Source organism: Methylobacterium nodulans ORS 2060 (assembly GCF_000022085.1).
In the GTDB taxonomy this organism is placed as follows: domain Bacteria; phylum Pseudomonadota; class Alphaproteobacteria; order Rhizobiales; family Beijerinckiaceae; genus Methylobacterium; species Methylobacterium nodulans.
This window is the reverse complement of sequence record NC_011894.1, coordinates 2501262-2523142: the sequence shown is the minus strand read 5'-3', so window position 1 is coordinate 2523142 and position 21881 is coordinate 2501262. Positions and strand designations below refer to the sequence as shown.

Sequence of the window (21881 nt, the reverse complement as noted above, 5' to 3'; positions counted from 1 at the left end):
GGAGGCGGCCATGCGGATCTCCAAAGGGCGCTGCTGGCTGGCTTACCTTGCGCCTTGGCACGGAACCGCCATGATCCAGTACGACCCCGACCCCATCATCAACGAGCGCATCCGCAGAGCCGTCCGCTACGGCCAGACCCGCTGGGCCGAGGTCTGGCTCTCCCTGATCATGGTCACGCTCGGGGCGGTGCTGCTCCTCCCCGAGCCCACCTTCGTCGGCCCGGAATGGCGCGTGATCGCCTCCTGTGTGACGGAGCGAACGGCCGGGACGATCTCCATTGCAGTGGGCGGGGCTCGCATCCTTGCCCTCTGGATCAATGGCCGCCGCGGCCGGGAGACCTCCCTGATCCGCACCCTCGGGTGCATGTCGGGATTCGCCTTCTGGCTCGCGACCGCGGCCGGCTTCGCGGCGGCCTACCCGCCACTCTCCACCGGCATCGCGGTCTACGGCGTCCTCGCCCTCGCCGAGCTTCATTCGTCGGGGCGGGCCGCCTCCGACATGGCGGCCGAGGACACCTTCGGCCTGCGCAAGAGGAGGCGAGCTGGTGGCCGACTCGGGCGTCTCCTTTGACAGCTGGCCGGCGATCGTCGTCGGCATCACAGCCGCGCTGGCGGGCGCGCTCGTCCCGCTGAACGGCTTCGTCAAGACCCTGCTCGATTACCGGCTGGAGGCGAAGAAAGCCGAGGCGTTGAAGCCCGAGACGGCTCGGGACATCGCTACCACAGCCGGGCCAGCGGTGTTCGATGCGATCGCCGTGGCCGACCTGACGGACGCGGTGAAGGAGCTGGCCCTGGCCATCCGCGAGGACACCGCGTCGGACACGGCCCGGCACAATGACCAGCTGATCAGCGTCTTGGAGCGTCTCACCGACCGCCTCGAAGAGCTGGAGGAAGGCGGCCGCGGGCCGCACCATGGCCAGCCTCGCGGCTCCCGCCGCGACCAGCATCCCCGCTGACCGGCCGTCGATCTGACCACCCAAGCCCGCCCGGCCCCCGCCGCGGCGGGCTATTCTGCCCGTAGATCCCGCGCACGGATGATCGCCTACCCCCGAAGAAAAGATGCACCTTACGCGGAGGATGTGCTTATCTATAGCTGCTGATAGCGAGGCTTTGCCTTTCACCCCGTCCGGCCCTGCCGCGGCGGGGCGCTTTTTGCGTTTCAGGCCTTCTCATCCGGCCACAGCACGTCCCGCCCAACCACCTTATAGTGTGCTGGCAGCGGGCCGGATCCGGTCGTGCGCCAGCCGCTCTCAGTGTGGATCTGTGCGTAATGCGCCAGGATGTCCCGGCGGACCTCCGGCCGGCGCGCCCCGCAGCGGGAGCAGCGCAGGCGGGGGGCAAAGCGATCCGAGGGCAGATCATCGGGGACTCAATCCGTCGCGATGACGGCGTTGTGCCCGCAGCCGATGCGCCGGCAGAAGACCTCAACCGTCGTGACGCCGGCCGCGCGCAACTCGGCAGTGGTGGAGGGTGGACCGCTCTCGTCGTCTCGGTCGCGGCCGCGGCGCATCGGTGCCTCCGGGGCTGCCGTTCGTTCTTATGCTGTTCTAGCATCGCTCCGCATATGAGTCTCGCGGGAATGGCAGAGCATGGGGCAGGGACGAGGCATCGGCGGCGCGCGGATCACCTGCTTAGCGCAGTATCCGTTCGTGATCGTCCGTGTGGCCTGCGGGATTTGCGCCTCCCGGCAAGACTCCTACCGCCTTGCCCGGCTGGCGGAGAAGTTCGGGGCCGACACGCCGCTCGAGCGCGTGCTGGAGAGGATCGCGGCCGACTGTCCGTACCCGCCGCCCGACAAGGTGCGCGGGAACCAGTACGTCCCGCGCTGCCATGCCTACTTCCCCGATCTGGTCGGCCCGCCAGTGCCACCGGATCTGCCGCCCGCTTTGGGAGGGCTGAAGATCATAGGGGGTGGCATGGGCTGATCACCGGGTGAGCCCGCATCCACGAAATCAGCCTGCGTAATGCGCAAACTGCGAGGCGCCCGGCTGCAATCATCACGCCATTATCTGCCTGGCATGCCGTCCATCGCGATGACGACCGAGCAACCGCTCGCCGCGACAATTTCTCAGCAAGAGAAAGGTTAGCTGCCTCTCACGATAGGAACATTTCCGCGGTCCTTAGCTATCCAACGATGTGCCAGAATCGCGGCTTCAGTGGTGGTGAGTGATTATCACCATTCGTCACCCGTTGGTCTTGCTCCACGGTTATAAAGTACGTCATGTTCTTGTTGAGTGAGTCCGCTTTTTTTGAGTCTGAATGGATCATTGGTGTTGGTTGAGGATTGAGAAGATTGACCTCTAGAGTTGATTCTCCTCATTTCTCGATTCTGTATGCGACCTCTCTCAAATGCTGCGTCATTATCGTATTTCTCTGGCTTGGCCAGCCGGTACCTCTTATTCATAATGGCGGTTGCAGCACCCGCCATAGCGCTTAGATCAATGCCTCTACCTCTATTTCTCTCAACAATTAGTTGATAAATTCGATTCGATTCTGCCTCGTATTCATCTATCGTGAGGATTTTCCTTCCAGAGGTCGTGCTCTCGCTTCTGCCGACGGACACTACGCCTCCGGCACCAGCTCCTCCACTACCTCGCATACCCGTTCCTCCTCCTCCGCTCATGCCGCCTCCGCCCCTCGGATCTGCATGAGCGGGAAACACGGTTAAAGCGCTGGCGAGGAGCACCAGGGCGAGAGGATATCTTAGGGGGAAACGCATGGACGGCTCCTTCCTTGGCATCGGACCTGCCGAAACAGCGCTGCCAATAGCCAGCGCCGCGAGGATTAGTTTCCGCCAATACCTAAGTTTGTCGCCGATTATGAGCCCGGTTTTGAACACCTAGCAAGCAAGTATGTGCTCGTTTCTAAGTGCCGTCCAGTTCAATCGGCTGCCGAGCTGATCTGCCCCAAGAAGGCTCAACGCAGAGTTGAGAGGCGGCTTATATTTGGCAATGCAGTTTTCTGCCACTAACGCTAAGCTTGCTACGGCTGAGTAAGTAGTGGCCTGTCGGGACTGCCCGGTTTATCGACAGCTCTCCATCGCACCTGCAATGCCATCGAACACACGTTCCAGCGCTTTATTGTCACGAAGACCCAATCGGCAGCATGCCTTTAGCGCACGGCCCCAACCGCCTCCGCGACCCCGTTCGAATCTCGCAAGCCGCGCCGATCACCGCCGCCCTGCCGTCCCGGCTCGCGTACAGACTCTAAGCTCGCAAGTCAGCGTCAGCCACAATCAACGCGCTCTGAAAAAGTAATCGTCTCCTCCGAGGGCGCCATAAACAAAGGGCTCCTGCTTGCGACCTGTACCCGCCAGCACATCATCATGCACCAGCCCGAACATCTTGCGAATTTCGATGCCAGGCTTGGCAATGTTCTTGATCAGCGCTGCCGCGAAGGGACTGTTCCCCGGACTGCCTTGCCCATCCAGCGCCACCTGGCCGTGCTTGGCTGCGAATGCCACCAACGTGCCGCTTGACTCCGGCTCGACCTTCGCCAGGCCTCGTCCCACCGAACGCGCCGCGATCGTACGCGTCATCTGCTGCAGGAACGGATTATCGCGACAGGCATCCAAGATGACGAGGCGCAACTTGCGCGCACCCTCAATGCTGCCCAGAACTTGATCGAGCGGTATTGCCTCGAACTGTACGGCCCGGTCCGTCTTCAGTCGGGCATCGACGGGCACGAGATAGTTGACGCCGCCGACCTCGATGCCGTGCCCCGCGTAGTAGACGACGGCCCAGTCGGCTTTGTCCGCTTCCGCCGAGAAGCTGTTCAGAGCTCGCCGCAGATCATCGTAGCGAAGATCATTCTTGAGCTGAACAGTCTTGAAGCCGGCCTCACGCAAGGAGCGGGCGATTGCGTTGGCGTCCCGAGCCGGGTTGTCGAGCGGCGCGACAGCGGCATACGCACTGTTGCCGATCACGAGCGCGACCCTGGTCTCAGTTAGCGGTGTGACAGCCGACACAGCAGGCGTGTGGACGACCGGCGGGGTCTGGACGGCCGCCACCACCGCGGCGGCTGCAGGCCGGCTGGCCAGAGCCGCCTGCGCCTCGCCGCGCACCTTGAGGAAGGTGGCGTCTGCCTCAAGCTCAGGCTTCAGCCGCACAGCCTCAGCGAGATCCGCCAGAGCCCGGTCCGACTCGCCCCGGGCCTGGAACGTCACCCCGCGTTCCTGGTAGGCGTCCGCGTACTTGGGATTGAGGCGCACGGCTTCATTCAGGTCCGCAAGCGCGCGGTCGAGATCGCCCTTGTGCCGGAAGGCCATCCCGCGATGGTAATGCGGGTTGGTGAACCCGGGCTTGAGCCGGAGGGCTTGGTCGAGGTCTGCGATCGCCCGGTCGTAATCACCCTTCTTGTTGAGGGCCGCTCCGCGACCGTTGTAGGCCGCTGCAGACTTGGGATCGAGCCGCAGGGCCTCTTCGTAGTCCGCGATCGCCCGGTCGTGCTCGCCCTTGCGGTAGAAAGCTGCTCCGCGATTGGTGTACGCCGCTGCGTCCTTAGGATCGAGCCGCAGCGCCTGATCGTAGTCCGCGATTGCCCGGTCGTACTCGCCCTTGTCTTGAAAGGCTAACCCGCGATTGTTGTAGGCAGTTGCGGACTGGGGATCGAGGCGCAGAGCTTGAGTGTAGTCTGCAATCGCCCGGTCGTATTCACCCTTGTTCCGGAAGGCATCCCCGCGATTTCTGTAGGCATAGGCGTACTTGGGATTGAACCGCAAGGCTTGGTCGTAGTCGGCGATTGCCCGGTCGTTCTCACCTTTGCTCCGGAAGGCATCCCCACGCCCGGTGTAGGCGATTACGGACTTTGGATCGAGCCGCAGGGCCTGATCGAAGTCCGCGATTGCCCGGTTGTACTCGCCCTTGCTCCGGAAGGCATAGCCGCGATTGATGTAGATATTTGCGTACTTAGGATCGAGGCGCAGGGCCTGATCGTAGTCTGCAATTGCCCGGTCGTACTCGCTCTTGCTTTGGAAGGCTAACCCGCGATGGGTGTATGCGGCTGCGTCCTCAGGATTGAGCCGCAGGGCCTGATCGTAGTCCGCGATCGCCCGGTCGTACTCACCCTTGCTCTGGAAGGTATCCCCGCGATTTCTGTAGGCATACGGGTACTTGGGATTGAACCGCAAGGCTTGGTCATAGTCTGCGATCGCCCGGTCGTACTCGCCCTTGCTCCGGAAGGCATCTCCGCGATTGGTGTAGACGACCGCGTCCCTGAGATCGAGGCGCAGGGCCTGATCGTAGTCTGCGATCGCCCGGTCGTACTCGCCCTTGCGGTAGAACGCTAACCCGCGATTGATGTAGATATTTGCGTACTTAGGATCGAGGCGCAGGGCCTGATCGTAGTCTGCAATCGCCCGGTCGTACTCGCCCTTGCGGTAGAACGCCAGGCCGCGATGGGTGTACGCGACTGCGGACTTAGGATCGAGGCGCAAAGCCTGGTCGTAGTCTGCAATCGCCCGGTCGTACTCGCCCTTGCGGTAGAACGCTAAGCCGCGATGGGTGTACGCGACTGCGGACTTAGGATCGAGGCGCAAAGCCTGGTCGTAGTCTGCAATCGCCCGGTCGTACTCGCCCTTGCTCCGGAAGGCATCTCCGCGATTATAGTAGTCAGTTGCATCCAATGCATAAGCTGTTGAGGTTGCCAGACCAAGCAACCCTAAAACAAGCATCAATACATGAGCTTGATGCATGGCTCCGCTCCGCCCCCGATGGCCGGGCATCAGCAGCTAAATTATAGCTCTAAAATCAGCACATTCTACGTTCCAATCAGCACGCGGAGTGACAATCGACACGCGGAGCGACCTGAAGAGGGGCTCGCAAGCCGAGCGGAGCGACATTCTTGGCTCGGCCGCCGTTTGGGTCACCTAGCTGGCGCTTCAGCGCCGTGTGCCGGACCCGCAGCAGCGTGAGCGAGCGGATAGGCAAGCGCAAGGTGCGCGGCCCTGCGGACGATCGCCGCGCGGCTGAACGCCGAGGCGACGGGGTGACCGCGAGGCGGGCTGGCGCTGCCCCCGGCCGTGCCGGGCGGCGCCAGCTGCGACCTGATGAACGCTTGTGCGTGGCCCCACTTGGACCCGCCCCCCTGAGGCACCACAATTCCGTTCTGGTCTCAGGCGAGGGGGCGCACCGCTGTCTGCCGCTGATGGGCCAGCTACAGCCACCTGCCGGCATCACCATCGAGATCGTCCGCAAGCTACCCGATCAAGTGGGCTTTGCAGGGCACCCACGCGGGTGGGTCGAGGCTCTTCGCCTGGATCAGCCGGGATTGGTGGCCATGGAAACACCCGGAAGCGACGCTAGCTTCCGCCCGAGCTTTCCTCTTCGCCGCCTCTTATCATGATCCTGATGCGGCTCATCGGGCGCTGGGCCTGAGTTCTTGAATGTAAACCGTGACAAGGGCCAGATCACGTGCTATCCGAATTTGCTGTCCATATAGGCGAGTAGATGGTAGTATTGCCCCTCTCAGCCTAAAGGTGGACCATGAATTTGGTGCGCTCTGCTCTCCTCACAGTAGCGGCATCTGCTGTCACTGCATCCTGAGGTTGACATGCTGAGGCGGGGTCAATGGGGAGCCATGAGCTTATGGCTCGGCTTCGTGCTGTCATTATGGACGAGCGGCGCAGTGGCCCAGGAAATGCACGTTGTCGATTACATCAATACAATCTACCAGAAACACTTTACCAGCAAAATTGATGACGATGATTACATGCAGATGCTGCTGAGCGCGAGCGTCGCCAATGTTGTCAGGGCAGCCAATCGCCTGATCGAGCGCGGAACGGCGGATTCGGAGGCGTTGGCGTATGCGCACGCCCGGCGGTCAGAGTTCTGGGGATCCAGCACGGACGCCTGGGCAGCGGCCGTCCGCGACCACGAGCAAGCTGTGCAACTGAGCATGCAATGCAAGCCCTTCTACCTGGTGAGGCTAGGAGAAATCGTCGCCGAACGAGACTGGGGGCGGGCCATGAGCTACTTCGATCAGGCCATTACCCTCAGCCCCCAGGACCCCTATGTCTTCTTTCGGCGGGGCCGCCTGCACGGGAAAGCTCAGAAAAACGAGTTGGCTCTGCGTGATTTTGATGAGGTGATCCGGCTGGTGCCGCATCGGCCGGCGGCTTATATTCAGCGGGCCGAGGTATGGCGAGCGGTAGGCGACATAGATCGAGCGCTTCGGGATTATCATGCAGCGTTTGACCGGGCAGACTCCCAATTCATCAAGAATACGCAGTGGAATTTGCGAGACAAAAAATTGTACCGAGGTGAGCCCGACGGGATCGACAACGATACGTTTCGAGCGGCGGTGTCCGATTGTGTTAGAGATCGGGGGTGCCAGGTGGTCTCGGGCTGGAGCGCCGACACCCAAGACGACAGCCCTTAACCATTGGCTGGAACCTGTTGCCATCTTCGCTGAAGTGAAAGTCTTGAGATCAACAGGCCGAGCAGCGCAGCGGGAGCGCGTTGTCAGGGAACGGCAGCTCGGCCGGGAAGCGATCGGTGCTGATGACCACGTGGTAGCCGCACCCGTGGCAGGTGACCGCCGCGGTTCGGTCGCCCTCCGCGCGCAGATCGCCGATGATCGGCGGCGGGATCTCCCGGCCGTGCTCGTTGTAGGCCCGGCGCGGGTTGCGGCGTGGCATCTCAGTAGCCCCTGTCCAAGGCTGTGCGCCCTTGATCCGTGATGCGCAGATCACGTGCCCCTACGCGGTAAGACAAGCCTGCAGCGGAACAGGCCGCGCCGCGCCTCGATTGATTCAGTGGCCATGCCTAACCCCCATGGCCCTTGCCCACTGCCGGCTGGGATCACGCATCTCCGGCCGGCTTCTTTCCTAGCCAGCGACGGCCGGCGCGCCGGCCTCGGGCAGTGTTCTCACCCGCGGTCGGCGTTCTCTTCGTCTGGAGCACTAGGAGGAGCGCGGGCCGAGTGCATGTTGATCGAGGCCCTTCACACCCGGCCCGCTGTCCCGCGCCCGGGTGGGAGACGAGCGTGGAACGGCGGCGCTCTTTGCATAGAACGTGCCCGTAGATCAACGCAGTACATCCGCCGGCCCGCGAGGCCCCGCCAGAGGCCGATAGACTGGCCCTCAACTACCTGCCGGCTCGAGGTCTGCGCGAGACCTTCCGAACACTGTCCGGAGGGGCGGAATCCGGTTCCATAAAGCCGCTTACGCGCCTCCTACCCCGACCAGAGTCACCCTGCTATCACTTCACGTGACAACGCCGGAGGGTACGCTCATGGCTGAGACGTCGGTCACGCTCACCCGTCACGATGGCACGATCGTCGCGCATAGCGGGGACGTCATCAAGGATCTCGACATCTACGTCAACAGCGGAGCTGGCATCGAGGTGAACGGTGTCCAGAACGTCACCATCAGCAACGTCCGCATCCACTACAACGGCGCGGGCAACAAGAGTGACGACCTCGGCAACAAACCCATCAATATGGGAATTAGAGCCGTCAATGCCGCCGGCCTCAAGATCGACCAGGTGGAGATCATCAACGCCGGTGCGCCGGCGTCTGGCGCTGAGCTGAGCTGAGCCCGGAGCACTATGGCATTGCGCTCTACAGTAGCCCCGGGACCCAGATCAGCAACGTCACCGTCCGCGATACCTCCACGGGCATCTATGTGCAGGACTCCCCGAACACCGCGCTGCAGGGCATCGAAGGCTACGACATGCGCGGGCCATTTCCGCGCGGACAGCTGGTGCAGTTCAACGGCTCCAGCAATAGCTCGCTCACCAACTTCTATGTCAAAAATGATTTGAACAAATCTTGGACCGAAGACAACATCAATATCGGCGGCAGCGATAACGTTCACATCAGCAATGGTGTCGTTGACGGCAACAACTCTCCGAGTGGGGTTGGTGTTATCTTCGAGAATTCCTCCTATGGTGTGGTCTCCCATGTGGATGCGATCCATATGGGCGACGGCGCGTTCTCGGACTACGGGAGCCACAACACCTTCGACTACGTCCGCTCGTTCGACAACCATGTGACCGGCTACGCCGGACGCAAACCTCCTCTCTCGAACGGCCTGATCTTCGCGCTGGCGAACGATACCACCATCACCAACGCCGCGTACCAGAACCCGGCCAACCCTGGGAACATCGTCTCCGGCGGTGGGTACACAGACGGCACCTTCACTGGAACGTTCGACGCCCATGAGATTACCGGCCAGACGCCGATGTCCGGATGGCTCAACACCTTTTCCTCCTGGTACCCTCTGGTGGAAGGTACTCCAGGCGCCGACACCCTGCAGGGCACCTTGGGCGCCGACACCTTTCGGGGCGGCTTAGGCGATGACACTTACGTGGTGAACAATGTCGGCGACAAGGTGATCGAGGTTCCTGGCGAGGGCACCGACACCGTGCTGGCCTCGGTCAGCTTCAGCTTGGCAGGTCAGGACGTCGAGAACCTGACCCTGACTGGCTCGGGCGCGATCAATGGCACGGGCAACGGCCTCGCCAACCTGATCATCGGCAACGGAGCCGCCAACGTGCTCGACGGCGGTGCGGGCGCCGACACGCTGCAGGGTGGTCTGGGCAACGACACCTTCGGTTTCAGCACCGCGCTGGTGACCGGAAGTGTCGATCACATCCGGGATTTCAGCCCGTCGGCGAGCGGCAACGACGACACCATCCAGCTGGCGCAGAGCGCGTTCCGATCACTGGCGACGGGGCCTCTTGCAGCCGCAGCGTTCAAGGACCTGGGCGTAAAGGGCGCCATGGTCGATGCCAGTGACCGCATTCTCTACAATAGCCGCACAGGCGTGCTGTCCTATGATGCGGATGGCTCCGGCACGGCATCTACGGCTGTGCCGTTCGCGACACTCGACAACAAGCCCGTGATCACTGCGAGCGACTTCACGGTCGTGTAGCGCTGGAACCGAACCTCGGCGGTGAGATGGCGAGCGGCTGCCCTGGCCTTTGGCGGCCTCATCCATTTTGGGCTGTCACTGGTAGCTTCTTACCGTGCTGATACCGACAGGCCGCTCATCCAGAGCGGCCCTTGTCGTTCGAACCCATACTGGGGCTTATGCGAATGGCCCGCCCTCACGCGCGAGGGACGATCCGGTAGCGCAGGTTAAGGCGCAGCGCCGGTAGGTGTGCTTGGCTGCGCTGGTCTGAACATGAGGATTCCTCCAGCCCGCCCGGTCCCGCCGTGGCGGGCTTTTTCGTCTGAGACGCGAGAGGCTCTGGTTCCATACAGCGCCTCACGCGCTCGGCGCTCGTTATTTGATCCAGATTTGATCCAGCTTAATGCCACGATACTCCAGCGCAGTATGCTTCAGCCCCAGTCGGGTCGGGGAATGCGCGTTCAAGAGGTCTGAGCGGGCCTTGGGCCGAGAGGACAGACCATGCTTCAGGCGCCCAACACCCTCGCCGACCTGGACCGCCTCATCACCCTAGTCGGGCAGGAGCGGGAGGAGGAGATCCGGCAGGTCGCGTGCCTGCGGCCAGACAGCCCCGAACTCGCGGAGGCGAAACGCGGCCTCGCCATCCTCACCCAGACGCTGGCTGCCTTGCACCGCTACCGGCTTGCCCTGGAGGGCTTGTTGAACCGGCAATGAGCTGGCCGCTTGAGGTGGTTCCATACACCGGCTTACGCGTCCCGCGAGCAATGACCCATGCCCCTCGCGCGCGAGGGGCAATCCAGCAAGGCAAAGGAAGGCCGCTCTTGCGGAGCGGCCCGAAGGTAGGGTGATAAAACCCCAGAAGGAGATGCTCCGCCGCGGCGCCAACGCGGCGGAGCATCTGCATTGTGCCATGCTGCGGTTGCGCCGCTTGATCCGATGAGACTCACATCGCCCTGGCCGGCCTCACGCGCGAGGGGCGATCCAGTAGCGCAGGTGAATGCGCCGCGCCGGCAGGTGTGGTTATCTGTCGGCACACTCTCTGTTTGCCTTCAGCCCGCCCGGTCCTGTCGTGGCGGGCTCTTCTCGTCCCATACTTGCGCTTATGCGAATCGCCTTCCCGCGTGCGAGGCCAGATGAGGGCATCTGAACGAGCGCGAGATCTCCACGGCCCATAGCCACATGTGGCTGGCAGCGCAGATCAGATATCGGCAAGTCTGTTGGAGTTTGTTTGACAATGTGGAAGGCTAGTGATCTAGTTCTGGCACCGATCTAGTGGTTTAGACTGTCGTTGCCGCTGACATGACAGACGAGCTTCACCAGCGCTTGCGCGCCACGATGATTGAGCAGCCACTCAGCAAGCAGCAGGTCGCGCAGCAGATGGGGATCCATCGGCGCACGCTGAGCCGCCGGCTGAAGTCCGAAGGCACGAGCTTCACACAGATCGTCGACGAGGCGCAGCTTGGCATCGCGAAGCGGTTGTTGGCTGATACCACCATGAGCATGGCGGAGATCTCGGCCGCGCTGAAGTTCTCCGAGCCGGCCGCGTTCACCCACGCTTTCCGGCGCTGGACCGGCACGACACCAAGCGCGTGGCGGAAGGACCACCGGCGTCGTTGAAAGGCCGTGTGGCGCGCGATGACCGGCTTGCCATACCTGCGTTACGCGTCCTGCGACCCCTCACGTGGACCCATGCGAGGCTCCCCGCGTGGAAACGCGGGCGGGCCATCTTGGGCCGCATCACGAAACGTCTACCGCGAAAACGTGAATCCCGGAGATGCGTGCACCTTGTGACTGCGTCTATGCGTTAACACCGGCAGCCGCCACAGCCGCCACAGCCGCAGCGGCAGCCGCGGCAGCCGCGGCAACCCCAGCAGCGACATCCTCTGCAGCCGCGCCATCCCCAGCAGCCGCGGCAGCCCCGGTAGTAGCCTGCGAGCTGCACGTCACCGCGCAACGTATCGGTCATTTCCCTGTCGAAGACGAAGAATGTCGCAAGGCTGACGTCGCTGACTTCTTCCTCGTGGAGACCGAGCGCGATTTCGGGCCGAGGCGGGCCGTCCTGCGATGCGGCATCCGCCGCAGGAGTACTGACAGCAGCGGACGCCCCGCTGGCCATCGACAATGTCAAGCCGACGACGCCAACCGCTGGCACAACTTCGCTCCGACGCTTACTCTTGGATATGCGCGACACGGTTCCCTCCATTGATGGAGTGAAGGTCCGATAAGTCCTACGCGTTCCATGCTGGCGCACGTAGTTGCGCCAGGGTGGCGCAGCATACCGGTTTTTGAAGCCGCGTCCATATAGGATAAATCGCCCAGCTCGACTTTTTGCAGATTTGCCTGTCCAGTAAAGCGTCGGAGTAGATATTTGGGAGGCTCACCCAGCAAAAGCCCTTCTGTGCGGTCCGGTGCGGTGAAGGGCTCGCATGGCGCCGACGCTCTCCGCGAGACTGCATGAATCTCGCAAGCCACTCCGGCCGCTGCCGCCCTGCTGTCCCGGCAGCCCTTGCGACGGTTCCGCTGGCCTCTGCCCTCACAGTCTTATCCCCTTGGCAAGCCACGCGAGAGCAGCTTCGAGGGCCGATTCAGTCTCTGGCCGATTCCGCTCGCCCATAATCCAGCCGGTTCGCTCACGCCGGCCTCGCCAGCAGGATCGCGGTCCGCACTGCCATGTGCCGGGCGGCTTCGCTCATTGCAGGTGGTGGGATCTCCCGGCCGTTCTCGTCGTAGACGAGGCGTGGGTTGCGGCGGGGCGTGTTAATGCTTGATCCTGTGGACAACACGCCGGCTCCGCCCCGAAATCGGCTATGGTTCCTCCCCTCTTATCAAAAAAGGGAGAACTCCGTGAACATGCGCGATGAGGATGGACCGGTTGTGGCACGATGGATCACGAACCCGCCGAGCAAGCCGGGTATTGTATCCCGGAATGGCGCACAGCGCGATTTCGCTTCCATCGGAGATGCTTTGGTCTTCATTGCGGGCTTGCCTGCCGAGCAAAGGCAGACTGTTATGATCGACTGTCAAGGCAAAACCTTGCAGGGCAACGCTCTTGAGGAGCGCATCTCTCGTATAGCTGCGCGCTGATCATCTGAGCGCTCAGCCCGAGCCGATGATAAGGCCAGCCTCGGCACAACCGGCGAAGCTGGTATCACGCCGGCCTTTCCAACAGAATCGCGGTTCGTACCGCGTTTCAGGCGGCTGACGGCCACACGCAATAATCGCCACGACCTGGAGTGACCTGCGACATTTGCGAAACACCCTCATGCCACCGGTGGACTGGCTTCATTCTCAACGGGCGCCGGTACGAGCTGCCACGCCGCAGCATTGCCCTTGCGGCCCGCTATCAGCTCAATCAAGCCCTTGTCGCGCAAGCGATAAAATACCTCCTTCATTTGGTTTTCTGACTTAATACCTGTAATCTCTCGTGCCTGCTTGTTTTTGATTTCAGGGTGCTTCTGCAGGTATTCCATTACGAGTTCCTCGGGCGAGGCCAAAGGTGTATGCGGGATGGTGACGAGCACATAGTTACCGTCTTCGACCAAAGTTGGGCTTTTTAACTTCCACTCCTTCATTTTTTCAAAGGCAGTGTTAAGGCCCTCGCCAAGATCTTTGTTGGGCGCGTCTTTATATTTTGCGAGACTGCGGACGATTTTGGAGTTACGGCTGTAACGAACGTCCAGAAAATTCTCCGTGGTTACAAACCCCGGCAACCTTCCTGGACTTCTTATCTCAATTCGGTTCTGGTATATCACAATCTGAATGTCATCGGCGATTGAGTAGTCACGGTGTATAACCGCATTAACAAGTATCTCCCATATCGCTTCGGGGGGGTATTTTACGCGCTGCAGCCCCTCAGGCGTCATAATGCTAATGCTAGACATAATGTCCGTTACTAACCGAGCAGCTTCGTGGATTTGCCTATAAAGTGGCCCCTCGACAGTTTTGTTGACCTTCAGGTGTTCTCGCTCGGGAGCTTCTTGGCGTGTATCATAGAAGATAACCTTGATTGCACAGCGGCGTGGAAACATAGGCTGCGGCCGATCAGAAAACAGGAGGACGCCGGCGCAACTTGGTGCAAAAGTCTTGCGGTCTACTAGCCCTTCGTTAACGCAGTAAGCGAGCGGATGTGTGACTGGCGCTAGGTCGCGCGTGAATGCTGCTATTTCTCGACTCTCTACGATCTCTTCAGGGTCGAGATTGAGTAGTGTGTCCTCATAACTCGCGGCGCCCTTTGCAAAAGAAAGCGCGGTTATCTTGTCCGGATCGGTAATTGGGAGCGACTGCGCTCCGACCCGCTGATAAACTTTGCCGTCGGACGCTTTCGCGACGTTCGGGCATTTGTCAATATAGACGCGCATTGCGATACCCGGCATTTTGTCTGCTTGTAGAAACTCATGCCGGAAGTCGACCGCCGGGTTCAAATTGAACAAGGCTTGTAGAATTCCATTGTAGGATTCAGGGGCGGCAGCCCCTTGCCATCTTTTGGCAGGATCAGGCTCGTCTTTGCTATCGGCAATTCCGATTACAAACTCTCCGCCATCAGAATTAGCAAAAGCGACTGCAATTTTCTCGACCTTTCTAGCTTCGATCTTTGCCGCCTTGTGGTCAAACAAGTCACCCTCATTGCGGCTGCATAGGGCCAACGCTTCGTCGTAGGAAATTTGAAAGATGTCCGGCATCGTTCGTCAGCACTCCAAAGGACGTGTTTGATGGATTTTGACTGTTCTTACAGATACGCGCTGCGCTCGTGTTTCAGGCGCCCGGTAGGTTTTGGTGCGGATCTGTTCTAAAGTGTGCCGGTCAGCCGCGCCCGAACTCCCAAACCGGCACGCCCCGATACCGCCCCGGCTTGTGCCGCGGGATCGTCCAGAGGTGCTTCCGCATGAAGTCGGCCCGCACCTCCAGGACCGGGTAGAGGCTGACCAGCAGCACGCCTGTCCAGTCGCCGCGAATCACGCCGGATTTCGGATGCACGCCGAACAGGGTGATGGTGTCCCAGCCGAGCCGATCGGCCTCGGGCCCGAAGTCGTCCACGAAGCGCCGGGCGTTGCTCAGGATCACGGCCCATTCGTCAGGCCGGAATCCCGGGCACGGCGGCTGACCGGGCGAGAGGCTGGCGAGCCCGCGGGACCATTCCAGGACGGTGGGGGAGAGGGCGTTGAGCGTGGCCGAGTCGGACATGGCGGGACGCTACCCGCGGGCGAGGCCGCGCGCGAGAGCCGCCAAGCCTCACCCGCCTATCCGTCTCACCGGAATGCCAGTAGCCTCGGCCTTGCCGATGCCACTAACCGCCCAGAGCCCGCCCGGCCTCGCCGCAGCGGGCTTTTTCGTGCTCGGAGGGTGCGGTATGGCGTGAAAATAACCCATTGCGACCAAAGGGGGCGAAATTCCCGCACCTGGGGCTAGATCCCTTGATTTTATTGAGTTTCTCGACTTCGTGTTCAACTCGACCTGCACGTCGCCGTGCACCGCGTGGAAGGCCGACATCCGCGGGATCAACCAGCACAGCATGATCGAGGCCGAGCAGGACAGGGTCAGCGGACCGGGCGTGACGCGCTCGATCGTGGCCTGGATCAGCCCGAAGGCTGCCGTCAGACCCTCGGCGAGGCAGGCGCCCTCGGGCGTCGGGTCGGAGGAGAGCGCCCCGCGCCGCATCAATGGCACGCCGAGGGCCGCCTCCAGTGCCTTGACGTGCCGGCTCACCGCCCCGTGGGTGACGCACAATTCCTCGGCGGCCCGGGTCAGGCTCCGGTGGCGGGCGGCGGCCTCGAAGGCACGCAGGGCCACGAGGGAAGGTAGGGCCTGGACCATCCGCGCACTTCCGCAGGAAAGCTCATGGTGTGAGTTTAGCTCACGTCTCGGCGCGCACAAATCGATTGTCGCGGCTGTGGAGCGCCCTCACTCTCCGGCCGGCTCGCGGCCAAGCGGGCGAACCAATCAGCCGGGACGGGGCGCCCCCGGATCCGGTCCAACCGGAGGAAGCCCATGTCCACGCCCGCTATGTCCACGCCCGGCATGCCGGCGCGGCACAGCGTCGAAGAGACCGCCATCGCCAAGATCGCGTGGCGCCTCGTGCCGTTCATCGGCCTGATGTTCTTCATCAATTTCCTGGACCGCACCGCGATCTCGTTCGCCGGCCCCAACGGCATGACGCGCGACCTCGGGCTCACGGCGGCCCAGTTCGGCTTCGCGGCCGGCATCTTCTTCTTCGGCTACATCATCCTCGAAGTCCCGAGCAACCTCGCGCTGCACCGCTTCGGCGCCCGGATCTGGCTGTCGCGGATCATGGTCACCTGGGGCATCGTCGCCCTGCTGTTCACCTGGGTGGAGAGCGCGGAGGGGCTTTACCTGCTGCGCTTCCTGCTCGGCGTCGCCGAGGCGGGCTTCTTTCCCGGCGCGATCCTTTTCTTAAGCCTCTGGGTGCCGGCGCGCCACCGCAGCCGCATCCTGGCCCTGTTCTACGTCGCCCAGCCCCTCACCATCGTGGTGGGCGCGCCGCTCGCCTCGCTGCTGCTCGGCGCGGACGGGCTGTTCGGGCTCGCCGGCTGGCGCATCATGTTCTTCGGCGTCGCCGTGCCGGCGATCGTGGTCGGCGTCGTCGCGTGGTTCTACCTCCCGGACCGGCCGGCGGATGCCCGCTGGCTCTCCCCGGCGGAACGCGACTGGCTCGTGCAGGAACTCGCCCGCGAGGAGCACGCCAAGGCGACGCCGCACGGGGTGCATGCCGGCCGCGCGATGCTGAACGGCCGGGTCTGGCTCCTGAGCCTGATCTATTTCGGCCTGATCTACGGTCTCTACGCGCTCGCCTTCTTCCTGCCGACGATCATCGCCGGCTTCGAGGGGCAGTTCGGCACCAAGTTCAACGTCTTTGAGAAGGGCCTCATCACGGCGATCCCCTACCTGCCGGCCGCCATCGCCCTCCTGCTGTGGAGTCGCGACGCCGCCCGCCGGGGCGTGCGCTCCTGGCATGTCGGCCTGCCGGCCCTCGTCGGCGCGGTGAGCGTCCCGGCCGCGCTCCAGATGGGGTCGCCCGCCGCGACGGTCGCCTGCATCACGGTCACCGCCTGCGCGATCTTCTCGGCCCTGCCGAACTTCTGGGCGATCCCCGCCCGGTTCCTGTCGGGGGCGGGGGCGGCCGCCGGCATCGCGCTCATCAACACCATCGGCAACGCCGCGGGCTTTGCCGCCCCCTACATCACGGGTGCGGTCAAGGACGCCACCGGCTCCTACGCGGCGCCCATGCTGATCGTCGGCGGCTTCATGCTGCTCTCGGCAGGGCTCTCCTTCGCGGTCGGGCGCGCGGCGCCCGAGCCCGCGCTGAGCCCCCGCACCGCCTGAACACGAATACGGAGAGACGAGATGAACGAGAGAATTGCCCTGTTCGGCGCCGGCGGAAAGATGGGGGTGCGGCTCGCCCGCAACCTCGTGAAGTCGGAGTTCCGCGTGTCCCACGTGGAGGTGGGCGAGGCGGGGCGCCGGCGCCTCAAGGACGAGCTCGGCCTCGACTGCATCGACGCCGATGCGGCCCTCGACGGCGCCGAGGTGGTGATCCTGGCGGTGCCCGACACCCTGATCGGCAAGGTCTCGCACGACCTGTCGCCGAAGCTGAAGCCCGGCACCATGGTGGTCATCCTCGATGCCGCCGCGCCCTTCGCCGGCCATCTGCCGGAGCGGCCGGACCTGACCTACTTCGTCACCCACCCCTGCCACCCGCCGATCTTCAACGACGAGACCACCCCGGAGGGCCGGCGCGACTATTTCGGCGGCATCGCGGCGAAGCAGTCGATCACCAGCGCCCTGATGCAGGGGCCGGAGGAGGCCTTCGACCTCGGCGAGCGGGTAGCGAAGGCGATCTGGGCACCGATCCTGCGCTCCTACCGCCTCACCGTCGAGCAGATGGCGCTGCTCGAACCCGGCCTGTCCGAGACGGTCTGCGCCACGCTCCTCGACGTGATGCGCGAGGCCATGGACGAGACCGTGCGCCGCGGGGTACCGGCGGAATGCGCCCGCGACTTCCTCCTCGGCCACCTCAACATCCTGGCGGCGGTCACCTTCAAGGAGGTGCCCGGCGTGTTCTCGGACGCCTGCAACAAGGCGATCCAGTTCGGCAAGCCGCGGCTGATGCGCGACGACTGGCTCGGCTGCCTGGATGAGGCCGAGATCGCCGAGAGCATCCGGCGGATTACCTGATACGGCTTCCGGTTGATTCCCTCCGAGACGAGGGCGCGCGGGAAACCTCTCTCCCACTCGGGAGAGAGGATCCCGCGCCCTCTTGTCTCCGGACGGATCAAACGGAAGCCGCAAGAGGTCTCCCTTCGTGGCCGCCCTTCCCGGGCTCCTCCCGCCAAGGTCCGGGCCTCGGCTCCGGACGGGGAGGGGCCGCCCGGACAGATTACGAGAACCCCAATGCGCGAACGCGTCCACGCCACTTACTGGATGGAGACCGGCGACGACCCGGCCCGGACCGCGGAGGTCATCGCCGGCGAGCAGTCGAGCGGGACCTTCGTGGCGCTCGCCACCGAGACGCCGGAGCTCAAGCAGCGCTCGGGTGCCTTCGTGGAGCGGCTCGAAGTGCTGGAGACGGTCTCAGGCCCGAGCCTCCCGGGTGCGCGGCCGTCCGACCGCTATACCCGGGCGATCCTCGAACTCTCCTGGCCGGTGGAGAATTTCGGCCCCTCGCTGCCGAACCTGTGGACGACCATCGCGGGCAACCTGTTCGAGCTCGGCCAAGTCTCGGGTTTACGCCTGACCGGGCTGTCGCTCCCGCCCTCCTTCACGGCGCCCTTCACGGGTCCCGCCTTCGGCGTGGAAGGGACGCGGGCGCTGTCGGGGGTCGCGCAGGGGCCGCTCATCGGCACGATCATCAAGCCGAGCATCGGGTTGTCCGCCGAGGAGACCGCCCAGCAGGTGCGGGAGCTGGTGGCCGGCGACATCGACTTCATCAAGGATGACGAGTTGCAGGCCGATGGTGCCCGCTGCCCCTTCGAGGAGCGGGTGCGCGCGGTCATGCGCGTGGTGAATGAGGCCGCCGACCGGCGCGGCCGCAAGGCCATGGTGGCCTTCAACCTCACCGGCGACCTCGACCAGATGCGGCGCCGGCACGACCTCGTGCTGAGGGAAGGGGGCACCTGCGTGATGCTCTGCCTCAACGCGATCGGCCTCGTCGGCGTGCAGGAGTTCCGCCGCCATAGCCAGCTTCCGATCCACGCCCACCGAGCCGGCTGGGGGGCGCTCACCCGCTGCCCGGCCCTCGGCTACGACTACGCGCCCTGGCAGCAGCTCTGGCGTCTCGCCGGGGCCGACCACCTGCACGTCAACGGCCTGCGCAACAAGTTCGCGGAGGCCGACGAGAGCGTGATCGCGGCCGCCCGTGCGGTCTTGGCGCCGATCGGCCCGGACGCCCGGATGGGTGCGATGCCGGTGTTCAGCTCCGGGCAGACCGGATTGCAGGCCGCCGAGACCTACGCGGCGCTCGGCTGCACCGACCTGATCCACACCGCGGGCGGCGGCATCTTCGGTCATCCGGGCGGGGTCGCGGCGGGAGTCGAGGCGTTCCGGGCCGCCTGGACGGCGGCGGCGCAGGGCGTACCGCTGCGGGAGGCCGCCTCCGGCAGCGGCGCCTTAAGGGACGCCCTGGAGTTCTGGCGGTGAGCGGAACAGGCGCCTGGCCCGAGGGCCTGCTGCTCGCCTATTACGGCGACGACTTCACGGGCTCGACCGATGCCATGGAAGCGCTGACGGCGGCCGGCGTGCCGACGGTGCTCTTCCTGGAGGCCCCGGACGCGCGCTGGCTCGCGCGCTTCCCGCATGCGCGCTGCATCGGCCTCGCCGGCTCGTCCCGCGGGCGCTCGCCCGAGTGGATGGACCGCGAATTGCCGGGGCTCTTCGCCGGCCTCGCCCGGCTCGGCGCCCCGATCCTGCACTACAAGGTCTGCTCGACCTTCGATTCCTCGCCGGAGACCGGCTCGATCGGCCGCGCCGTCGATATCGGCGTCGGGCTGATGCCGGGACGCTGGAGCCCGATGATCGTCGGCGCACCGCGCCTGAAGCGCTACCAGGCCTTCGGCAACCTCTTCGCGGTGGCGGACGGCGTCGGCTACCGGCTCGACCGGCACCCGACCATGGCGCGCCACCCGGTCACGCCGATGCGGGAGGCGGATCTGCGCCGCCACCTCGGCCGGCAGACGACCCGCCGCATCGAGCTCATCGACTTCGTGGCCCTCAAGTCCGGCGCCGCGCCGGGCCGCCGGGCGGCGCTCGCCGGCCCGGACGTGCCGGTGGTGCTGATCGACGTCCTCGACGAGGAGACCCTGGCGGAGGCCGGGCGGCTCGTCTGGGAGGAGCGGGGAGGGGGCGTGTTCTCCGCCTCGTCCTCCGGCCTGCAATACGCCCTCGCGGCCCATTGGCGGGCGCAGGGTCTGATCCCGGCGATCCCTTCGCTCCCCCCGCTCGCGCCGGCCCCGGTCGTCGCTGCCGTGAGCGGCAGTTGCTCGCCGGGCACCGCGGAGCAGCTCGCTCGGGCGCGGGCAGCGGGCTTCCTCACCGAGCGCCTCGACCTCGCCCGGGCGCTGCGAGACGCGAGCCGGGATGACGAGATTGCCCGCGTGACGGCGGTCGCCACGCGCGCGATCGCAGACGGGGTCAGCCCCATCGTCTTCAGTGCCGAGGGCCCGGACGATCCCGCCGTCACCGGGTTCGACGCCACGGCGGCCGAGGCTGGTCTCTCGCGTGGTGAGGCGGCCCGCCAGGTCGGCGCGGCGCTCGCCGAGGTGATGCGCCGGATCATCGCCTGCTCGTCCGTGCGGCGGGTGGCGGTGGCGGGCGGCGACAGTTCCGGGGAGGTGATGGGAGCGCTCGGGATCAAGGCCCTCGAAATCGCCGCCGCCCTTGCACCCGGTGCTCCGCTCTGCCGGGCCTACGCGGATGACGCGACCTATGACGGCCTGGAACTCGTGCTGAAGGGCGGGCAGATGGGGGACGCAGACTTCTTCGAGGTGCTGCGAGCCGGAAGAGACTCGTCTTGAAGGCCGACGTCACCCGCGCCTCCTGAGACCGCGATCCCGCGCTCACGCACTCGGGGCCGGAGCTTTAGAGCCGAACTCGCCACTAGGCCCGACGAAGAGCCGCTCAACCCGGGAGGCCGGTACACCGACATAATCGAGCAATGCGTCGAGGAGCCGGGCATCGTCGTCCTGGAACGGGCCCGTCGGGATAGCAACCGCCCGGCCGGCGAGGTGGCCGAGGGTGGTGACGGGGCTGTGCGGCGGCAGCACCAAGGCGACCACGTCACGACGCAAGATCGCGACGGTCTGCCCGTTCGCCGGCGGCGGAAGATCGCTGCGGATCACGGCGAGGTCGACCCGCCCCTCCTCCAAGGCCTTCGCGTTCGACGCGAGGCCGCTCTCCTCCACCGGGACGAGGCGCACGCGCGGATGCAGCCGCGCGTTCGCCGCCGCGAAGGTCGAGATCAGGCGATGGATCGCGCTCCCGGGCGGGCCCGTGGTGACGCGCAGCTCCGCATGGGCGAGCCCGGCATAGAGCGCCGCCACGGTCAGGCCCGCGAGCGCGAAGAGCCCCGCGGTCGCTCGGAGGATCAAGGCGCCCTCGGCTCCTCCTCACCAGCGGCGGAAGCCGCGCCGGTAAACCACCGTGCGCGGCCGGTAATAGCCCCGCCGCACCACGACGCGCCGTGGGCCGTAGATGCCCCGCCGGACAGCGACCGAGCCCCCCGGACCAACGCAGCCGGCCCGATATACGCCACGGGCGCAGACCACGGCGCCAGCCGGGCTCGGCGAGAGGGCGGCGAGGCCAGCGACGAAGCCGACCAGGATCAGCACGTGTCGCAGGATCTGAGCGTGTCTCATGGCGGATCTCCTTTCTGCGGCTGAGGATTACGGATCGGCGAGGAGCTTCGGGCAGGTACCGGCCTTCTCGGCGGCCGGGCGGGCGTCGGCCTCGCCGATTCGACCGGCCTCCGCGACGGAGCGGGTCTCCGTCACGACGTGTCGCACGGCGTCTCCAGACTCTT

General features: G+C 64.5%; 23 protein-coding genes and 1 pseudogene. 14 read left to right on the top strand and 10 right to left on the bottom strand.

Going from position 1 to position 21881, the window contains the following annotated elements; translation table 11 throughout:
* Positions 1-10 precede the first annotated feature (10 nt).
* Together MNOD_RS47990 and MNOD_RS11670 are read left to right on the top strand one after the other, a co-directional pair.
* Positions 11-571 carry a hypothetical protein gene (locus MNOD_RS47990; RefSeq protein WP_015929085.1) on the top strand — a complete coding sequence of 187 codons (561 nt, stop codon included), beginning with the start codon at positions 11-13 and terminating at the stop codon, positions 569-571.
* Entirely contained in the window at positions 546-956 is a 411-nt protein-coding gene (locus MNOD_RS11670; protein ID WP_015929084.1) for a hypothetical protein, read from the top strand. Before MNOD_RS47990 ends, MNOD_RS11670 begins: the two co-directional genes overlap by 26 nt.
* A gap of 413 nt (positions 957-1369) precedes the next feature.
* On the opposite strand, the gene MNOD_RS48945 is transcribed toward MNOD_RS11670, so the two are convergent.
* A complete protein-coding gene (locus tag MNOD_RS48945) occupies positions 1370-1510 on the bottom strand; it encodes a hypothetical protein (protein ID WP_015929083.1) in 141 nt (46 codons plus the stop codon).
* Between the two features lie 79 nt (positions 1511-1589).
* Here MNOD_RS48945 and MNOD_RS11665 point away from each other — a divergent pair, with 79 nt between their 5' ends.
* Entirely contained in the window at positions 1590-1925 is a 336-nt protein-coding gene (locus tag MNOD_RS11665; protein ID WP_015929082.1) for a hypothetical protein, read from the top strand.
* A gap of 248 nt (positions 1926-2173) precedes the next feature.
* On the opposite strand, the gene MNOD_RS46365 is transcribed toward MNOD_RS11665, so the two are convergent.
* Positions 2174-2719, bottom strand: coding sequence for a hypothetical protein (locus MNOD_RS46365; protein WP_157091432.1), 546 nt, complete (start codon positions 2717-2719; stop codon positions 2174-2176).
* Positions 2720-3235: 516 nt separating this feature from the next.
* Positions 3236-5692, bottom strand: a complete 2457-nt coding sequence (locus MNOD_RS11660; RefSeq protein WP_015929081.1) for a tetratricopeptide repeat protein — start codon at positions 5690-5692, stop codon at positions 3236-3238.
* Between the two features lie 479 nt (positions 5693-6171).
* Here MNOD_RS11660 and MNOD_RS48940 point away from each other — a divergent pair.
* Together MNOD_RS48940 and MNOD_RS11655 are read left to right on the top strand one after the other, a co-directional pair.
* A pseudogene (locus MNOD_RS48940) lies at positions 6172-6374 on the top strand (IS5/IS1182 family transposase); the annotation flags it as partial.
* A 202-nt stretch (positions 6375-6576) separates the two neighbouring features.
* Positions 6577-7377 carry a tetratricopeptide repeat protein gene (locus MNOD_RS11655; RefSeq protein WP_157091431.1) on the top strand — a complete coding sequence of 267 codons (801 nt, stop codon included), beginning with the start codon at positions 6577-6579 and terminating at the stop codon, positions 7375-7377.
* Positions 7378-7426: 49 nt separating this feature from the next.
* Here MNOD_RS11655 and MNOD_RS11650 read toward each other — a convergent pair whose 3' ends face one another.
* Positions 7427-7636, bottom strand: coding sequence for a hypothetical protein (locus MNOD_RS11650; protein ID WP_015929079.1), 210 nt, complete (start codon positions 7634-7636; stop codon positions 7427-7429).
* A gap of 595 nt (positions 7637-8231) precedes the next feature.
* Between MNOD_RS11650 and MNOD_RS11645 the strand changes: the two genes are divergently transcribed.
* The 4 genes from MNOD_RS11645 (at position 8232) to MNOD_RS11630 (ending at position 11470) form a co-directional block, all read left to right on the top strand.
* Positions 8232-8534 (top strand): right-handed parallel beta-helix repeat-containing protein, encoded by a 303-nt coding sequence (locus MNOD_RS11645; RefSeq protein WP_043748558.1) that lies wholly within the window; start codon positions 8232-8234, stop codon positions 8532-8534.
* Between the two features lie 89 nt (positions 8535-8623).
* Positions 8624-9874, top strand: a complete 1251-nt coding sequence (locus MNOD_RS41330) for a calcium-binding protein (RefSeq protein WP_050783313.1) — start codon at positions 8624-8626, stop codon at positions 9872-9874.
* A gap of 480 nt (positions 9875-10354) precedes the next feature.
* Entirely contained in the window at positions 10355-10567 is a 213-nt protein-coding gene (locus MNOD_RS11635) for a hypothetical protein (protein ID WP_015929078.1), read from the top strand.
* Positions 10568-11152: 585 nt separating this feature from the next.
* Complete coding sequence (locus MNOD_RS11630) at positions 11153-11470, top strand: helix-turn-helix domain-containing protein (RefSeq protein WP_015929077.1); 318 nt, start codon at positions 11153-11155, stop codon at positions 11468-11470.
* A 1013-nt stretch (positions 11471-12483) separates the two neighbouring features.
* Here MNOD_RS11630 and MNOD_RS46360 read toward each other — a convergent pair.
* The gene (locus MNOD_RS46360) at positions 12484-12633 is read right to left on the bottom strand and encodes a hypothetical protein (RefSeq protein ID WP_157091430.1); all 150 of its coding nucleotides are present in this window, start codon (positions 12631-12633) and stop codon (positions 12484-12486) included.
* Between the two features lie 64 nt (positions 12634-12697).
* Here MNOD_RS46360 and MNOD_RS46355 point away from each other — a divergent pair, with 64 nt between their 5' ends.
* Positions 12698-12937: a hypothetical protein gene (locus tag MNOD_RS46355; protein ID WP_157091429.1), complete on the top strand. Its 240-nt coding sequence runs from the start codon at positions 12698-12700 to the stop codon at positions 12935-12937.
* 176 nt (positions 12938-13113) lie between these two features.
* Here MNOD_RS46355 and MNOD_RS43005 read toward each other — a convergent pair whose 3' ends face one another.
* From MNOD_RS43005 to MNOD_RS49925, 3 genes are all read right to left on the bottom strand, one after another.
* On the bottom strand, positions 13114-14532 hold the full coding sequence (locus tag MNOD_RS43005) for an ATP-binding protein (protein ID WP_015929076.1): 1419 nt from the start codon (positions 14530-14532) through the stop codon (positions 13114-13116).
* 121 nt (positions 14533-14653) lie between these two features.
* A complete protein-coding gene (locus MNOD_RS11625) occupies positions 14654-15034 on the bottom strand; it encodes a hypothetical protein (protein ID WP_015929075.1) in 381 nt (126 codons plus the stop codon).
* 48 nt (positions 15035-15082) lie between these two features.
* Positions 15083-15664, bottom strand: coding sequence for a LysR family transcriptional regulator (locus tag MNOD_RS49925; RefSeq protein ID WP_015929074.1), 582 nt, complete (start codon positions 15662-15664; stop codon positions 15083-15085).
* A gap of 174 nt (positions 15665-15838) precedes the next feature.
* On the opposite strand from MNOD_RS49925, the gene MNOD_RS11610 reads away from it, so the two are divergent.
* The 4 genes from MNOD_RS11610 to oiaK all read left to right on the top strand — a co-directional run bounded on the left by MNOD_RS11610 (position 15839) and on the right by oiaK (position 20877).
* Complete coding sequence (locus MNOD_RS11610) at positions 15839-17191, top strand: MFS transporter (RefSeq protein ID WP_015929073.1); 1353 nt, start codon at positions 15839-15841, stop codon at positions 17189-17191.
* A gap of 21 nt (positions 17192-17212) precedes the next feature.
* Entirely contained in the window at positions 17213-18043 is an 831-nt protein-coding gene (locus tag MNOD_RS11605) for a phosphogluconate dehydrogenase C-terminal domain-containing protein (RefSeq protein WP_015929072.1), read from the top strand.
* A gap of 216 nt (positions 18044-18259) precedes the next feature.
* The gene (locus MNOD_RS11600; protein WP_015929071.1) at positions 18260-19504 is read left to right on the top strand and encodes a ribulose-bisphosphate carboxylase large subunit family protein; all 1245 of its coding nucleotides are present in this window, start codon (positions 18260-18262) and stop codon (positions 19502-19504) included.
* Positions 19501-20877: a 3-oxo-isoapionate kinase OiaK gene (gene oiaK / locus MNOD_RS11595; protein WP_015929070.1), complete on the top strand. Its 1377-nt coding sequence runs from the start codon at positions 19501-19503 to the stop codon at positions 20875-20877. The genes MNOD_RS11600 and oiaK overlap by 4 nt, the downstream gene beginning before the upstream one ends.
* Before the next feature lie 42 nt (positions 20878-20919).
* On the opposite strand, the gene MNOD_RS11590 is transcribed toward oiaK, so the two are convergent.
* Positions 20920-21450: a type 2 periplasmic-binding domain-containing protein gene (locus MNOD_RS11590; RefSeq protein ID WP_015929069.1), complete on the bottom strand. Its 531-nt coding sequence runs from the start codon at positions 21448-21450 to the stop codon at positions 20920-20922.
* Positions 21451-21468: 18 nt separating this feature from the next.
* A complete protein-coding gene (locus MNOD_RS11585) occupies positions 21469-21717 on the bottom strand; it encodes a hypothetical protein (RefSeq protein WP_015929068.1) in 249 nt (82 codons plus the stop codon).
* Between the last annotated feature and the right edge of the window lie 164 nt (positions 21718-21881).

Excerpts from the sequence above, each read along its gene's own strand:
- MNOD_RS47990 (WP_015929085.1), top strand. The coding sequence starts at position 11 with ATGCGGATCTCCAAAGGGCGCTGCTGGCTGGCTTACCTTGCGCCTTGG.
- MNOD_RS48945 (WP_015929083.1), bottom strand. The coding sequence starts at position 1,510 with ATGCGCCGCGGCCGCGACCGAGACGACGAGAGCGGTCCACCCTCCACC.
- MNOD_RS11665 (WP_015929082.1), top strand. The coding sequence starts at position 1,590 with ATGGGGCAGGGACGAGGCATCGGCGGCGCGCGGATCACCTGCTTAGCG.
- MNOD_RS46365 (WP_157091432.1), bottom strand. The coding sequence starts at position 2,719 with ATGCGTTTCCCCCTAAGATATCCTCTCGCCCTGGTGCTCCTCGCCAGC.
- MNOD_RS11660 (WP_015929081.1), bottom strand. The coding sequence starts at position 5,692 with ATGCATCAAGCTCATGTATTGATGCTTGTTTTAGGGTTGCTTGGTCTG.
- MNOD_RS11655 (WP_157091431.1), top strand. The coding sequence starts at position 6,577 with ATGAGCTTATGGCTCGGCTTCGTGCTGTCATTATGGACGAGCGGCGCA.
- MNOD_RS11650 (WP_015929079.1), bottom strand. The coding sequence starts at position 7,636 with ATGCCACGCCGCAACCCGCGCCGGGCCTACAACGAGCACGGCCGGGAG.
- MNOD_RS11645 (WP_043748558.1), top strand. The coding sequence starts at position 8,232 with ATGGCTGAGACGTCGGTCACGCTCACCCGTCACGATGGCACGATCGTC.
- MNOD_RS11635 (WP_015929078.1), top strand. The coding sequence starts at position 10,355 with ATGCTTCAGGCGCCCAACACCCTCGCCGACCTGGACCGCCTCATCACC.
- MNOD_RS11630 (WP_015929077.1), top strand. The coding sequence starts at position 11,153 with ATGACAGACGAGCTTCACCAGCGCTTGCGCGCCACGATGATTGAGCAG.
- MNOD_RS43005 (WP_015929076.1), bottom strand. The coding sequence starts at position 14,532 with ATGCCGGACATCTTTCAAATTTCCTACGACGAAGCGTTGGCCCTATGC.
- MNOD_RS11625 (WP_015929075.1), bottom strand. The coding sequence starts at position 15,034 with ATGTCCGACTCGGCCACGCTCAACGCCCTCTCCCCCACCGTCCTGGAA.
- MNOD_RS49925 (WP_015929074.1), bottom strand. The coding sequence starts at position 15,664 with ATGGTCCAGGCCCTACCTTCCCTCGTGGCCCTGCGTGCCTTCGAGGCC.
- MNOD_RS11610 (WP_015929073.1), top strand. The coding sequence starts at position 15,839 with ATGTCCACGCCCGCTATGTCCACGCCCGGCATGCCGGCGCGGCACAGC.
- MNOD_RS11605 (WP_015929072.1), top strand. The coding sequence starts at position 17,213 with ATGAACGAGAGAATTGCCCTGTTCGGCGCCGGCGGAAAGATGGGGGTG.
- MNOD_RS11600 (WP_015929071.1), top strand. The coding sequence starts at position 18,260 with ATGCGCGAACGCGTCCACGCCACTTACTGGATGGAGACCGGCGACGAC.
- MNOD_RS11585 (WP_015929068.1), bottom strand. The coding sequence starts at position 21,717 with ATGAGACACGCTCAGATCCTGCGACACGTGCTGATCCTGGTCGGCTTC.